The 13,170-nt window shown below is 37.3% G+C and carries 16 protein-coding genes and 1 pseudogene; 14 read left to right on the top strand and 3 right to left on the bottom strand.

Annotated features, from left to right (window positions below; all coding sequences use genetic code 11):
* Positions 1-2 precede the first annotated feature (2 nt).
* The 8 genes from I2490_RS03155 to I2490_RS03120 all read left to right on the top strand — a co-directional run bounded on the left by I2490_RS03155 (position 3) and on the right by I2490_RS03120 (position 7,110).
* Positions 3-875, top strand: a complete 873-nt coding sequence (locus tag I2490_RS03155) for a secretion protein F (RefSeq protein ID WP_206458321.1) — start codon at positions 3-5, stop codon at positions 873-875.
* Positions 876-889: 14 nt separating this feature from the next.
* Positions 890-1,294: a DUF4320 family protein gene (locus I2490_RS03150; protein WP_330634548.1), complete on the top strand. Its 405-nt coding sequence runs from the start codon at positions 890-892 to the stop codon at positions 1,292-1,294.
* The gene (locus I2490_RS03145; RefSeq protein ID WP_206458320.1) at positions 1,294-1,842 is read left to right on the top strand and encodes a hypothetical protein; all 549 of its coding nucleotides are present in this window, start codon (positions 1,294-1,296) and stop codon (positions 1,840-1,842) included. The genes I2490_RS03150 and I2490_RS03145 overlap by 1 nt, the downstream gene beginning before the upstream one ends.
* Positions 1,843-1,939: 97 nt before the next feature.
* Positions 1,940-2,470 (top strand): DUF6550 family protein, encoded by a 531-nt coding sequence (locus I2490_RS03140; RefSeq protein ID WP_206458319.1) that lies wholly within the window; start codon positions 1,940-1,942, stop codon positions 2,468-2,470.
* Positions 2,471-2,532: 62 nt separating this feature from the next.
* A complete protein-coding gene (locus I2490_RS03135; RefSeq protein WP_206458318.1) occupies positions 2,533-4,221 on the top strand; it encodes a hypothetical protein in 1,689 nt (562 codons plus the stop codon).
* A 22-nt stretch (positions 4,222-4,243) separates the two neighbouring features.
* A complete protein-coding gene (locus I2490_RS03130; protein WP_330634547.1) occupies positions 4,244-4,501 on the top strand; it encodes a DUF3852 family protein in 258 nt (85 codons plus the stop codon).
* A 725-nt stretch (positions 4,502-5,226) separates the two neighbouring features.
* Positions 5,227-6,900 carry a reverse transcriptase domain-containing protein gene (locus I2490_RS03125; RefSeq protein ID WP_330634546.1) on the top strand — a complete coding sequence of 558 codons (1,674 nt, stop codon included), beginning with the start codon at positions 5,227-5,229 and terminating at the stop codon, positions 6,898-6,900.
* A 54-nt stretch (positions 6,901-6,954) separates the two neighbouring features.
* On the top strand, positions 6,955-7,110 hold the full coding sequence (locus I2490_RS03120) for a DUF3852 family protein (RefSeq protein ID WP_330634544.1): 156 nt from the start codon (positions 6,955-6,957) through the stop codon (positions 7,108-7,110).
* A 61-nt stretch (positions 7,111-7,171) separates the two neighbouring features.
* Here I2490_RS03120 and I2490_RS03115 read toward each other — a convergent pair whose 3' ends face one another.
* The 3 genes and pseudogenes from I2490_RS03115 to I2490_RS17140 form a co-directional block, all read right to left on the bottom strand.
* The gene (locus tag I2490_RS03115; protein WP_206458316.1) at positions 7,172-8,509 is read right to left on the bottom strand and encodes an MATE family efflux transporter; all 1,338 of its coding nucleotides are present in this window, start codon (positions 8,507-8,509) and stop codon (positions 7,172-7,174) included.
* Between the two features lie 75 nt (positions 8,510-8,584).
* A complete protein-coding gene (locus tag I2490_RS16980; RefSeq protein WP_330634542.1) occupies positions 8,585-9,073 on the bottom strand; it encodes an AraC family transcriptional regulator in 489 nt (162 codons plus the stop codon).
* Between the two features lie 42 nt (positions 9,074-9,115).
* Positions 9,116-9,367: pseudogene (locus I2490_RS17140) on the bottom strand (helix-turn-helix domain-containing protein); the annotation flags it as partial.
* A 316-nt stretch (positions 9,368-9,683) separates the two neighbouring features.
* Here I2490_RS17140 and I2490_RS03105 point away from each other — a divergent pair.
* The 6 genes from I2490_RS03105 (at position 9,684) to I2490_RS03080 (ending at position 13,137) form a co-directional block, all read left to right on the top strand.
* Complete coding sequence (locus tag I2490_RS03105) at positions 9,684-10,262, top strand: TetR/AcrR family transcriptional regulator (protein WP_206458315.1); 579 nt, start codon at positions 9,684-9,686, stop codon at positions 10,260-10,262.
* Positions 10,255-10,917, top strand: a complete 663-nt coding sequence (locus I2490_RS16975; protein WP_206458314.1) for a GNAT family N-acetyltransferase — start codon at positions 10,255-10,257, stop codon at positions 10,915-10,917. The genes I2490_RS03105 and I2490_RS16975 overlap by 8 nt, the downstream gene beginning before the upstream one ends.
* Before the next feature lie 5 nt (positions 10,918-10,922).
* A complete protein-coding gene (locus I2490_RS03095; protein WP_206458313.1) occupies positions 10,923-11,234 on the top strand; it encodes a YbjQ family protein in 312 nt (103 codons plus the stop codon).
* Positions 11,235-11,425: 191 nt separating this feature from the next.
* Positions 11,426-11,737 carry a 4-oxalocrotonate tautomerase gene (locus I2490_RS03090; protein ID WP_206458312.1) on the top strand — a complete coding sequence of 104 codons (312 nt, stop codon included), beginning with the start codon at positions 11,426-11,428 and terminating at the stop codon, positions 11,735-11,737.
* 109 nt (positions 11,738-11,846) lie between these two features.
* A complete protein-coding gene (locus I2490_RS03085; protein ID WP_206458311.1) occupies positions 11,847-12,149 on the top strand; it encodes a DUF6809 family protein in 303 nt (100 codons plus the stop codon).
* An 85-nt stretch (positions 12,150-12,234) separates the two neighbouring features.
* On the top strand, positions 12,235-13,137 hold the full coding sequence (locus I2490_RS03080) for a conjugal transfer protein TrbL family protein (protein ID WP_206458310.1): 903 nt from the start codon (positions 12,235-12,237) through the stop codon (positions 13,135-13,137).
* Positions 13,138-13,170 lie beyond the last annotated feature (33 nt).

Here is a 13,170-nt window from a genome sequence, read left to right as displayed (position 1 = left end):
ATATGCAAATTTTAATGATGCTATTTGCTGTTTTCTTTGCAATGGGATTGTTCTTTATCCTTGCAGATTTTCTGAAACTCCCAAGCTTAGCCGCAGAAAAAGCAATGCTTTCTGCAGTTAAGGAAAGTAGTCAAAAAACTAAAAATATAGAGGTTCTGCTTAACGGATTTGCAGTAAGGATTGCAAAATATCTGCCAATAGATGAGTACAAGAAAATTCGTATGAGAAACACTTTAAATGCCGCAGGAATGAAAGAAACCCCCGAAGAATTTATGGCAAACGCACTTGTAAAATCAGGTGTCATTCTCCTTGGAATCATTCCCGCACTTATACTTTTTCCTCTGCTTGCTCCTGTAGTATTAATTCTTGCCGTGATTGTTTATTTTAAAGAAATCCGCACGGCTGATGAAAAACTAAATGCAAAGAGAGAGAAAATTGAAATAGAACTTCCAAGGTTTGTGGCAACTATTACACAGGAGCTAAAAGCAAGCCGTGATGTGCTTTCAATTCTTGAAAACTTTAAGAAAAATGCAGGTGCTGACTTTGCTAAAGAGTTGGATATTGTAACAGCAGACATGCGGTCATCTTCTTATGAAGCGGCACTTACAAGGTTTGAGGCGAGAATCAATTCAACAATGCTGTCGGATATTACTCGAGGGTTAATTGGTGTGCTACGTGGCGATGATGGTGCAATGTATTTTCAAATGCTAAGCCATGATATGAAACAGTTGGAGTTGCAAAGGCTGAAAGCACAGGCGATGAAGATACCTTCAAAAATCCGTGTATTCAGCTTTTTGATGCTCATGTGTTTCCTAATGACTTATATTGTCATTATCATTTCTGAAATCATTCATTCACTCAGTGCAATGTTATAAGGGAGGTGCCTTTTATGCAGAAAATGATAAATTCTCTCCGGAACAATCGTGGTGAGGGATACATTGATGTAGTAGTCCTTGTCCTTTGTGCAATGCTCATAATTGCAGTTGCAGTTAAGGTATTCCCTGCTTATATTGCCAAACAGCAGGTTGATACTTTTGCGACAGAACTTGTACGTGAAGCAGAAATTGCAGGCCGAGTAGGAACGGAAACTGAAAGACGAGAGCAAGTGCTTATTGAAAAAACAGGACTTCATCCAAAGGTTAACTGGTCAACAACAGGCAAAATACAGCTAAACGAGGAAGTCTCTGTTATAGTTACCTATGATATGGATATCGGGTTATTTGGTGGTTTCGGTTCATTTCCTGTTACATTACGAGGTGAAGCAATGGGTAAAAGTGAGGTGTATTGGAAGTGATGAAAAAACGAATAAAACCATTACAAAACAATCATGGCAACGGTTATCCTTTAGCTGTTGCCATTACCCTATGTCTTGTAATGATTTTTACTGGCATATCTGAATATTTTCGCCTTTTAATCGTTGCACAGGGAGTTCGTGATGCAATGCAAGATGCAGTCATTTCTACGGTTACAGAGAATTATGATGATGTATATCACGGAGTTAGAGAAGGATATTCGGGTGGTTATCAGCCAAACCTTGATGACTTTAAAGAGTCCATTGATTATGGTGATATTTATAATAAAATGGATACAATACTTGGTTTAACAGTGGAAAATGACTATCACAAAAAAGTCACAGATGATAAAAATAATATCCAGTTTAAAATTTGGAATCTTGATGTGGATATTAAAAATGCACCTTTTGCAAGCGGTGATCAGGATAGCCGAAGATTTAAAATAAACAGTTCTGTGAACTTAGAAGTCCCAGTATCCTTTGGCGGAAAACTGTTGCCACCAATGCATATAAAGGTGGAAAACAGTGCGGGATATACACCTAAATTTTAACTTTATGATAACTCTTAAATATTTAGTAGACTTTTTAAAAACCTTGTGATACGGTTTGACTTAATAGATGAATTTATATATAAGGAGGCATCGGTTTATGAAAAACATAAATGATAAAACCAAAAAGTGGCTCATCATAACAGGCGGTATAGTAATAAGCATTGCGTTGATAGTTATAATAGGAGTAAGATTTCAGAAACCTCCTGTTAAGGATGTCAATATTTCCTCTCAAAACAGTGAGGTTCAAGATGTGGTGACAAAAACACCCGATACTTCAGAAAAAGAAGATGAAATTAAGGTACCGACTGTTGACGTTCCACAGAAGACGGAAACGGATAACGGAGCAGTAGATACAGGTACAGAACAGAAAATTCAAAGAGATGCTGAAAAGCCTACATATACGGAAGAACAGCTTACAAATCCAAATAAAAAGCCAAATGGCGATAAGGTAACAGTAGATGATAAGCCTGTTGAACATGATAAAGTGGAAAAACCAACTGCACCAACGCAAAAAACATCTGGTGGGTTACCTGGATTCGATAATGTACCCAATGGTGGTGAAAATCATGGTGAGTATGTAGATGGTGACGGAGATATCAATAAGCAAGTAGGAAATATGGGACAATAAAAAATAGTCAAGGTTAGTGCACTGCAAAAGCAGTGCATTTTTTCTTGGGGAAAGGAGCCTTAATGAAAAAGCTATTAACAACAATATGTATTTCTCTAATCATTGTCTGTTGTTATTCCATATCTGTTTTTGCTGTTGGGGATGGAAATATTGATGGCGGAGGTGGAGGAATGGGCAGCGGAACAAGTAACAATGTATGGTCACCAGGAATGGATGGTGTGCGTGTAACAGCAGTCAGAGCAAGTGATCACGCTGTAGTTACAACTCCCATTGATTTAACAAATAAAAAACCGCCCTCAGAGATTTATCATTTTGGAAAGATAAGCAAACTACAATACAACAATGGTAGAGGGCTATCTCCCGTACAGGGAGGGTATAGTTATAAAAACCCAGCACAAGCAATACCAAGAATAGTCAGTACCAATGGTAGAAGTAATATTGATGCCATTAAAAAATATTTCTGCTCAGAATATATAATTAAAAGAATTGCAGAAATAACAGGCATGAATTACGATGTGCTAATTGGCGGAGAGTATAAGCTATTGCTTGAACCAATAGCCTATTACAAGTTTGAGGGAGGTATGATTGCAACCACTGCAACTGAGGCGGCCATGTATGATGAAAAGGTCAGTGGATTGCTGCGAAAGCGAATGGTTTCTTTATCTCACAAAAACCTACCTCTTGCAATGTTTTTGGAAGTATCTGACTTAGGATATCCTGCGTGGAATGGCAGTACAACAAAGGCGGCAACCAATGCGGATATTAAATCATCGCTTGGACTTGGGGTCGTACGTTTTACGGAACAACCGGAACCACCTGTTGTTTCAACGTATGATTATGAATACCGTGTAAGCACAGAGGTAATTACCTCCGTTATGATCAGCGGTGGGCAGTCTGATCCCGACAATCCGACTCGTGTCAGTTTTCATATTAATGGTAAAACCTATAATGTAGGTAATATATATTATCCCGAAGGTGACAGTCAGCTTGCATGGGTAAAATGGACTACTCCCGACACAGAACAGAATATGAACATAGATGTAACTGTAAAAGGTCCGGGAGGAACAGATAAAACCACCATTCATTGCAAAATTGTTGACCTTGATAAAAATCCCCCACCAAACCCTGTTGCTGATGATAGAAATGATGACTTTTCATTATCACCCATTCCTCAAAAAGCAGAAAAAGCAAGGGCAGAATGGACTGTTTGGGATCCATGGTGGCATGAATATTTGGTATGGCATAGTACAGGTGAAAATAGTGGATATTGGTGCGACCACGGATGGTGGGAGTTTGATCTTAACAAATATTATGCTGTCTTTTCAGCAAACATGAAGTTACTTTGCGACGGTAAGAATCCAACTGCAAATGGTAGGACAATGAAGTCTGGATATGGTGTTAATCAACAAGTATTTGCATCGGTAAGCAGTAATCAATTCTCGGCAGTGACCAACCCACAAAATGCGGTAAGCTACTTTCCGGAATTTAATTACAACACCTATTGGCGGTTATTGGAACAAGTTCAGAATGGAAGTAATTCTCGTTTTGAGTTTCAAAAAAATAAGTATTCTACCTATAAAAACCGAACTCACTTTACACCAATTTGGATGCCAAACGGAAAGTATGAAGTGAATACTTGGGCGATAGACAGCTGGACCCCCGTAGGAATGATGTCTAAAAATCTAAGCGATAGTTTAGTAATTCGTGGCTCACTTTGGGATGACTGGCACGTTGCACCATTAAAACCATAAGAAAAGGAAGGTGGATAAATATATGAATAAACACAAGAAAATTGCATTCATTCTCATAGCAGCATTGCTTATGTGTCTGTTATTTAGCACTACTGTTTTTGCAGCCAGAACTGGTGATGTAGCTGGAGCCATTGAAGGCACATGGAAAGATGCATCAAGTCAGATTAAAACGGTAGTCAATAAGGTGGTTTTCCCAGCCATTGATTTAATTCTTGCGGTATTTTTCTTTGCCAAATTAGGTCTTGCTTATTTTGATTGTGCGCCCATAAAGGCTCTCTAATAATTGTAGGTTTAGCAACCTAACGGACTTGTGCTTTAATGTCCGTCATCAACCGACTTACTCGTGAGGGAAACCAATAACGAGGAACATAGCACGTCGGTAACGTCATAAGTTGAGAAGTTATCATCTCACGACTGAATGGCAAGATGAAAAGAGTGACATGAGGATAAAAGTTAAACTACTTGAACCGCAGTCTGATGGGCTTATGTAAGAGCTAAAACACAAGATAACTATAGGTGTTTTATTGCATATCTGTACTATGTTAGTCGAGTAGATACAGCCAAAGCTATATGCAACCAAAATGGATAAACATTAAAGGACGAAAACGGTATCCGACAATCATTCACGCTATTATTAGTTAGTTAAATGGGGATTGCCTAACCCGAAATGCCAATAACTTGGCTATGTGTAATGCCTTTGGGTGATAAATTTCAAGTGTAAAAAGCAAGAAAGATGACACTGAATATTCGGTATGGCAACGGAGCCACCGTAGTAGTTTGAGCAAGGGAAAGCCTTGCACGTGGCGAAGGGTGGCAGTTTGTTATCTTAACATTAAAAGAAAGGATAATGTGTGATACATTATGAGAAATCCAATCAATGTGTTAAGCAGTCTGCAACAACACAGTTCCGACAAGTCATACATTTATGAACGATTGTACAGAAATCTATATAATCGTGATTTTTACTTGCTTGCATACCAAAATATATATGCAAATGAGGGTAATATGACAAAAGGAACAGACGGCAAAACAATTGACGCAATGAGTTTGAAAAGAATTGATAAACTCATTGAAAGCCTAAAATCCGAAAGATATCAACCTAATCCGTCAAGGAGGACATATATTCCAAAGAAAAATGGAAAAATGAGACCCCTTGGCATACCGTCATTTGACGATAAGCTAATACAGGAAATTATAAGAATGATGTTACAGGCAATTTATGAGGGATATTTTGAAAAATCCTCTCACGGTTTTAGACCAAAGAAAAGTTGCCATACAGCTTTAGATAGCATACAAAAATCATTCTCTGGAGTAAAATGGTTTATCGAGGGAGATATTAAAGGTTTTTTCGATAATATCGACCACAAAATAATGATTGGTATTTTGTCAAAAAGAATTAAAGATGAAAAGTTTTTGCGTTTGATAAATAAGTTTTTAAGAGCAGGATATTTAGAGGAATGGCAATATCACAATAGCTATTCAGGGACACCGCAAGGTGGCATTATTAGTCCAATATTCGCCAATATCTATCTTGATGGATTTGATAAATATATGCAAGAACTAAAATCTGAATTTGACAAAGGAAAAGGCAGAAAACCATTATCGCAAGCAATTAAATTTGAAAGTCATTTACAAAGGCTTAGAAGAAAACTCAGCGTAACAACAGACGAGAACGAACGAAAAGCGATTTTGCAGAAAATAACAGAAATCCAAAGAGAAAAATATCAAACACCATATAGTGACCCAATGGACAATGATTTTAAGCGTTTGCAATATATTCGATATGCAGATGACTTTATTATTGGAATTGTGGGCAGTAAAGAAGATGCAAAAAGTCTTAAAAGCAAGATAGCGGAGTATCTTCAAAATAGCTTGAAATTACAGCTGTCGGAAGAAAAAACGCTGATAACAAACTCCTCTGATAGAGCAAAATTTTTAGGATATGAAATTTATGTAAGAAAAACAAATGCCGTTACAACAAACAAAAACGGAGTTAAAAGCCGATATTTGAATGGCTCAGTTTGCCTATCGGTATCTATGCAAACTATCAGAGATAAACTGTTTGAATACAAGGCTATGAGCATTGAAACTACTGTATACGGAAAAGAAAATTTTAAACCCAAGTCAAGGTACTACCTTAAAGATAATGATGACCTTGAAATCTTAGAGCAATACAACAGTGAAATCCGTGGGTTTAGAAATTTTTACAGCTTAGCAAACAATTCATCAATCGTAAGTTCGTTCGGTTACATTATGCAGTATAGTATGTTCAAAACATTTGCTACCAAGTACAGGACTTCTGTACGAAAAATTACGCAGAAATTGCGTATAGACAAAGGCTTTGGAATACGATACAAAGACAAGAAAGGCAATACAAAAACACGTCTGTTTTACAATGAGGGATTTTCACGGAAGAAGTTGAAATATTCGCAAAATGTGGACATTATTCCAAAAACCATTATGTATACAGCAAAAACAAGCTTAAAACAAAGGCTTGAAGCTGGCAAATGCGAATATTGCGGTAATGAAAATGAAATGATTGAAATACATCACGTTCGTAAATTAAAGGATTTAAAAGGTAAAAGTCGATTGGAAACTTTTATGATTGCAAGAAACAGAAAAACAATAGCGTTGTGCAGACAATGCCATTCTGACTTGCATTTAGGCAGATTGAATTAACAAATGGAGAGCCGTATACATCGAGAGGTGTAAGTACGGTTCGGGGGCGAGTGCTTGAAAACCTACCGTAGTAATACGGCAAGGCGTTGGGTACTTAGCCTACATCGGAAACATGGTCAATTTGAGTGGGCGGCACCGGCAATCCTTTTTTCATGTTTGGTGTTCACCTTAACAGCACCGCTATATATTTGGACTATTCTCGGATTATAGGTAAAGAGATAGCCACTACACAAGATTAAAGTGTAGTGGCTATCGTCTCATAAGATGCCAGTTATTCTGTGGCAAATCCGTGAGATTTCTTAGTAGTTTCTTTTCCGATAAAGAACAATGTCAAAAATAGTGTTACTGTTTCTGTAGTTGGGGCAACCAGCCATACACCCATCATCCCCAGAAATGCTGGAAGTGTGAAAATGCAAATGAGTAGAACAACTAATCCTCGTGCTGAAGAAATAATAGCAGACTCTTTTGCCCTACCTATAGAGGTAAAGTAAAAAGAAGTGATTGTATTGATTCCTGAAAAGAGAAACGAAATAGCAAAAATCGCTACACCGGAATGTACCATCTGTTGCACCAAATCATTCTTTATGAATAGACCACTGTACCAATCATCCCCAACCAATACCAGTAAAAAGACCAACACTCCTGCAATCAACACCATTGTGTTGGTGATTTTACGCAGGTTCTTTGACAGAGGATATTCCTTGGCACCATAAGTGAAGCTAATCAGAGGACTGGCTCCTTGCCCAAAACCAATCAGCACCATGCTAAAGATATACGCCACATAGCCTACGATAGTAAATGCAGTAACACCATCAACGCCGATATACTTTAGTATCACAAAGTTATAAGCAAACATCGAAATACTAAGGGACATTTCTCCGATAAACTCTGAACTGCCATTAAGAAGTGTATTTTTAAGCACATCCTTTGAAAAAGTAAATTTATGGAGTTTATACACACATGACTTTTTAATAAAGAAGTAAAGTATGCATAGAAATGTAACAATAGCTGAAAGAAGTGATGCTGCTGCAATGCCTTTCACGCCAAACCCCATCCAGCGAACAAATAAATAGTCTAACAAGATGTTGAGTAGTACGTTCAAAATATTAACCTGCATAAAATATTGCGGTTTTCCTTCTCCTCGGATAAACATACCAAAGGATGCGTTTATCACCATAACGGGAAGCTCTAACAGCAGAATGCCATAATAGTCTTTGAAAAATCCTGATACCTGCCCATCGGCATGTAAAAGATAAAGCATTGGGTCAAGGCAGAACCAGACAATCACACTCAGCAAAATTGTTGCAAGTGTTGAGGTGAACATTGTTTGATTAAAGACGCTGTTGCATTTTTTGGTGTCTTTTCCGCCCAGTGCAATTCCTGCGATTGCCACACCACCGACTGAAACCATTAATCCTACTGCAAGGTACAAATAAATAATCGGTAAACCTAAGTTTACCGCAGCAAGTCCCTCTGAACCCACATAGTTTCCGATGAAAAAGCCATCTACTACAGTAATCAGAGAGGTTAGTACCATAGCAATAATCGATGGAATCGAGAATTGTAGAATGGTTTTTACTTTGTTATTCTTGATGTTTTCTAAATTCATATTCATTTCCTCCAATCCTTTGTTCACAACCTAAGGATAGCAGAGGAAGCAAAAATAAACTTCTGTATTTGTGCTCTATTGAATAGGGATAAAAAAATCAATTTCCATATACATGGTATTGCAATCAATTCTTCTGTAAATATCAAAGCCGTATCGGTCGTCAATTTCAAAACTGCTTTTCGGTAGCCATACATTAAAGATGCTTTGATAAGCGGTATAGATCTGATCCACTGTCCCCTTAAAGTGATAGACAGCGAACTTGCCACCTATTAGTGTATAGGTGTTTTCAAGGGCATAGTCTTGCGGTGCAGTGATGCACAGATCATACAAACACTCATCAATATGGGTAATAGAAGGGTCATCATAGGTGCGCTCAATCAGCAATGTTTCATTGGCGATGTATTGCTGATACTTTTCTTGGAAGTTGCACCAATGGGTCGATAAATCCCGATAACTTCCCTTATATCGCTCATAGATTACCCTGCAATCCTCAAGAGTATTTATAGAGATTTTTTTGTTACATTCTTCAAATGACTCTAAACTGATATTAGCAACGCAAAACATAGGGTTTGATAAGGATTTCTGTACAATGCTTCGACGAAATTCAATAGGAGATAGGTCATGATACTGCTTGAAAGCGGAGCTGTAATTTGATGAACTGTAACCATATTTCCAGCCAATATCAGTGATGTTTTTATTTTTTTCAACCTTTAGGCGAAAAGCACTTTGCTCCAGTTTCAGACGTTTAATAAACTCATAGATGCTTTCACCAGTTTCTGCCTTAAATAATCTGGAAAAATAATATTTAGAAAAGTTGCAATGAGAAGCAACCTCATCAACCGATAGGTCTTCGCTTATGTTATTTAAGATGTAGTCTATTGCACGATTGATAGATTCGTTGGTTATTATGACTTCTCACTCCTGTCTTTATCTCAATAGATAGTAATAAGCCTAAGAGGGCTTGGTTAATAGATATTTGCAGTATGATTTTATCATAGCAAAGTAACATCTTCAAGTAACCAAATATGAACAACAGCAAAAGGGATTGATTGACCATCCTTTTGCAAGGATGCTCTGGACTATATTAGGAATATAGTAATCAAAATTTTGTTTTTTGCATTTGACAAGCTAATCTAAATATGCTATTCTACCATACGATAGGTAGGTGGATAATATGAAAGAAATGTCAACAAAAGAAAAATTGCTCAGAGCTATGTATGAATCGCTTGCTAAGCAGGGATATGATAAAACCTCCATTGGGCAACTGGCAGACGCCATCGGGATAAAAAAGGCATCCGTTTACTATTATTTTAGATTTAAAGAAGAAATATTGGTGGAGCTTGTAAAAAATCTTTATGTACATGATAATGTGGAACAATCCCTTCACAAAATCGAAACACAAAATGAATTTCGTGAATATCTTTTGAATGAGGGATATTCCCTTGTTGATGCATTTGAAACCAATGTTACAGCAAGAAAAGTATTTGCTGAAATAGATATACAAACAAACAGAATTCCAGCCTTGCGAGAATATGTGGATAGTTATATTCTTGCAGAAAAAGAAAAATGGCGTAGCATTATAGAATATGGAAAATCAATTGATGCAGTACCGCAGGAAACAAACAGCCTAAGCTTTGCAGATTACCTATTTATCGTGCAGACAGGAATTGATGATGCATTGCTTTATCATTATCAGATTGATTGCAAAGAGGTTTGGGCTATGGCAATCATGAAAGTACTTGGAGGTGAGTGAGATCTCGTACGAAATCAAAAAATACAGTAAAAAATATTTAAAATCATGTGCAAAATTAGTCCTTAATACATGGGATTTTCATTCTGGATTTGTTGGTGTAAAAGATAATTTGGATATTTATATCACTTATGTAAAGGAATGTTTGGATTATAGTATTCATCGAGAAATAATCGTCAATGAAAATGACGAGGTGTGCGGATTGCTGTTTGGTAGTATTGAGAATAATGGCATAATTGAGAATATGAAATGTAAAGTATCTTCGTTGTTTACCAGTATGTATCAGCTTAGCCTTTGGGGTTTGGGAAAATTCGGAAATCGAAAAGTAGCACGTCAAATTGCTGCTACACATAGGCGAGTGGATTGCTTGGGCGAAGAACAATCAGATTTATTTGATGGTGAGGTTAATCTATTTATTGTAAGCAAGGAATTGCGTGGCAAGAAATATGGTTACCAGCTCATGAATGACTATGTGGAATTTTGCAAGGTAAATCAGATGAAAAGTATTTTCTTGTGGACGGAGCTTAGCTGCACATACACATTCTACGAGAGATATGGGTTTCAAAGATATAGTACCTTTCATGATAAGTCATTGACCGATGGCAAAAAATCAAAAGATAATGGATTTGTATATTGTTTTAAAATTGAACAGGAGTAAAGTTTATGATATTAGTAACAACAAAATATATGCAAGGCAAAGAAATTGAAATGCTGGGTTTGGTTGAAGGAAACAGCATTCAAAACAAAAACGCTGTGAAGGATTTTTTTCAAGGTGTAAAAAGTGCCGTTGGTGGTGAACTTAAAGAGTATGTAGATATGCTAAATAAATCGAGAGAAATATCTAAAGAGCGTATGATAGCACAGGCAAAGGAAATGGGTGCTGATGCCATTATTGGCGTTAGATATTCTTCAACTGCTATTTGGGAAGGTGTTTCCGAAACGGTTGTATATGGCACAGCGGTAAAATTCAAATAACACTGAAGCGACAATCATTTGGTTGTCGCTTTTTCACCGCCCTTATCCGAGGATACTCTGGACTATATTGGGTATGTAGCGAAGTAAATATTGTTTGGCTTTTACTTCAATTCTTGTTGGTATTAGGTATAGCTTTAACTTAGACTTTGGGGTATGCTTTGCTTGCAAATAAAAATCAGGAGGAAAAAGTGATGGAAGAAACCAAAAGTTTATGTGCCAAAATTCCTATCGAATTACACAATAAAGTAAGAGCAAACCAAGAAAAAAGCGGACTTACCCTAAATCAATATGTAGAAAAGCTGATTATTGAATACTATCAAATGAAGGAGATGAAAAACATGGCACAAACAAGGACACTTGCCTTGCAAATATCAGAAGAAATCTTTGCAAGGATAAAAAAACACCTTGATAAGAACCCGAACTTAACCCAAAAGGCATTCATCACTGAACTAATTATAAAAGCACTAGATGAAGCTGAGTTGCAAGAAAATAATAATCAGTAGCAAGGATAGAAAATGTCCTTGTTTTTTTTATGTCAAGTTTGTTGGTTTCTGTGTATAGCTTAAATCAATTTGTTGTGCTATTGTGTTGTGCTTGAAGGAGGTGGAGAAAATGCAGAAAGAAAATTTACTTAGCGAGTTGTACAACGGAAATCTGTGTCCCATAGCAAAGGAAGTGGTTCATGGCAGTGAATACCAAAAGAGTCTGAATGAAATAGCTGAACTTGAAGAACAACTCAACAAGCTGTTAGATGCACAAGGCAAAGAAAAACTGCAAGACTTTGTAACAGCACAAGGAAAACTCAGCTATATAAATGCTGAGGAACGGTTTACACAAGGCTTCCGTATGGGAGCAAAACTGATATTGGAAATAATGAATGAAGATGACGGAGAGCTAAAATCATTGAAGGATTAGCACCCCGTCATTTTTTATGCAAAGCTTGGGCATATCGTGAAAACGGTATGCTCTTTTTACTTGGAAAGAAAGGAGGTTTCCCCTTTTGTTTATATGGGATTTTTTGCTCAGTGATGTGATGGATCAAATCATTGATTGGTTTTATGGACATCTTGTAGGCTTTCTCGGTGACTTTTTTGCCCAGATGGGCAATATGGGTGTGGAGTTATTTGAGATGAATTGGGTTCAAAGCATTGTACTGTTTTTTTCTTATCTTGCATGGACTCTTTATGTTACAGGACTTGTGGTTTCATGTTTTGAAACAGGAATTGAGTATCAATACGGCCGAGGAAATCTTAAGGATACAGGAATAAATGCTATCAAAGGGTTTATGGCGGTCAGCCTTTTTACTGTTGCCCCCATAGAACTGTATAAGTTATCGGTGAATCTGCAAGCAAGCCTTACTACAGGAATTACAGGTCATGCAAATGGAATCAGTGACTTGGCTAATGGTATTATTACCGAATTAAACAACGTAGGAACCCTTGATGCCGTTGGAAATTCTAATGTCTTTGGAGGATTGTCCGCTATCACTTCACCCATTATGGCGCTGTTTATTATTATCCTTATGGGATATGCGGTGATAAAAGTATTCTTTGCAAATCTCAAGCGAGGTGGCATTTTGCTCATTCAGATAGCCGTTGGAAGTTTATATATGTTTTCTGTTCCTCGTGGATATGTAGATGGATTTATAGGTTGGTGCAAACAGATCATAGGACTTTGCTTAACTACGTTTCTGCAAGCAACCATACTTACAGCAGGACTTATGGTGTTAAAAGACCATGCATTACTTGGTTTGGGACTTATGCTATCCGCAGGTGAAGTACCAAGAATTGCGGGGGCATTTGGTTTGGATACCTCAACAAAAGCAAATGTGATGAGTGCGGTATATACGGCTCAAGCAGCAGTGAATACAACTCGGACCATCGTGCAAGCGGTGCCGAAGTAGAGAGGAAAGTGCCTATGGAATGGAGATGATATA

Source organism: Anaerovorax sp. IOR16 (genome assembly GCF_017168145.1).
Taxonomy (GTDB): domain Bacteria; phylum Bacillota; class Clostridia; order Peptostreptococcales; family Anaerovoracaceae; genus IOR16.
This window is presented reverse-complemented; position numbering and strand designations above follow the sequence as displayed.

Excerpts from the sequence above, each read along its gene's own strand:
- I2490_RS03155 (WP_206458321.1), top strand. The coding sequence starts at position 3 with ATGCAAATTTTAATGATGCTATTTGCTGTTTTCTTTGCAATGGGATTG.
- I2490_RS03150 (WP_330634548.1), top strand. The coding sequence starts at position 890 with ATGCAGAAAATGATAAATTCTCTCCGGAACAATCGTGGTGAGGGATAC.
- I2490_RS03145 (WP_206458320.1), top strand. The coding sequence starts at position 1,294 with ATGAAAAAACGAATAAAACCATTACAAAACAATCATGGCAACGGTTAT.
- I2490_RS03140 (WP_206458319.1), top strand. The coding sequence starts at position 1,940 with ATGAAAAACATAAATGATAAAACCAAAAAGTGGCTCATCATAACAGGC.
- I2490_RS03135 (WP_206458318.1), top strand. The coding sequence starts at position 2,533 with ATGAAAAAGCTATTAACAACAATATGTATTTCTCTAATCATTGTCTGT.
- I2490_RS03130 (WP_330634547.1), top strand. The coding sequence starts at position 4,244 with ATGAATAAACACAAGAAAATTGCATTCATTCTCATAGCAGCATTGCTT.
- I2490_RS03125 (WP_330634546.1), top strand. The coding sequence starts at position 5,227 with ATGACAAAAGGAACAGACGGCAAAACAATTGACGCAATGAGTTTGAAA.
- I2490_RS03115 (WP_206458316.1), bottom strand. The coding sequence starts at position 8,509 with ATGAATTTAGAAAACATCAAGAATAACAAAGTAAAAACCATTCTACAA.
- I2490_RS16980 (WP_330634542.1), bottom strand. The coding sequence starts at position 9,073 with ATGTTTTGCGTTGCTAATATCAGTTTAGAGTCATTTGAAGAATGTAAC.
- I2490_RS03105 (WP_206458315.1), top strand. The coding sequence starts at position 9,684 with ATGAAAGAAATGTCAACAAAAGAAAAATTGCTCAGAGCTATGTATGAA.
- I2490_RS03095 (WP_206458313.1), top strand. The coding sequence starts at position 10,923 with ATGATATTAGTAACAACAAAATATATGCAAGGCAAAGAAATTGAAATG.
- I2490_RS03090 (WP_206458312.1), top strand. The coding sequence starts at position 11,426 with ATGGAAGAAACCAAAAGTTTATGTGCCAAAATTCCTATCGAATTACAC.
- I2490_RS03085 (WP_206458311.1), top strand. The coding sequence starts at position 11,847 with ATGCAGAAAGAAAATTTACTTAGCGAGTTGTACAACGGAAATCTGTGT.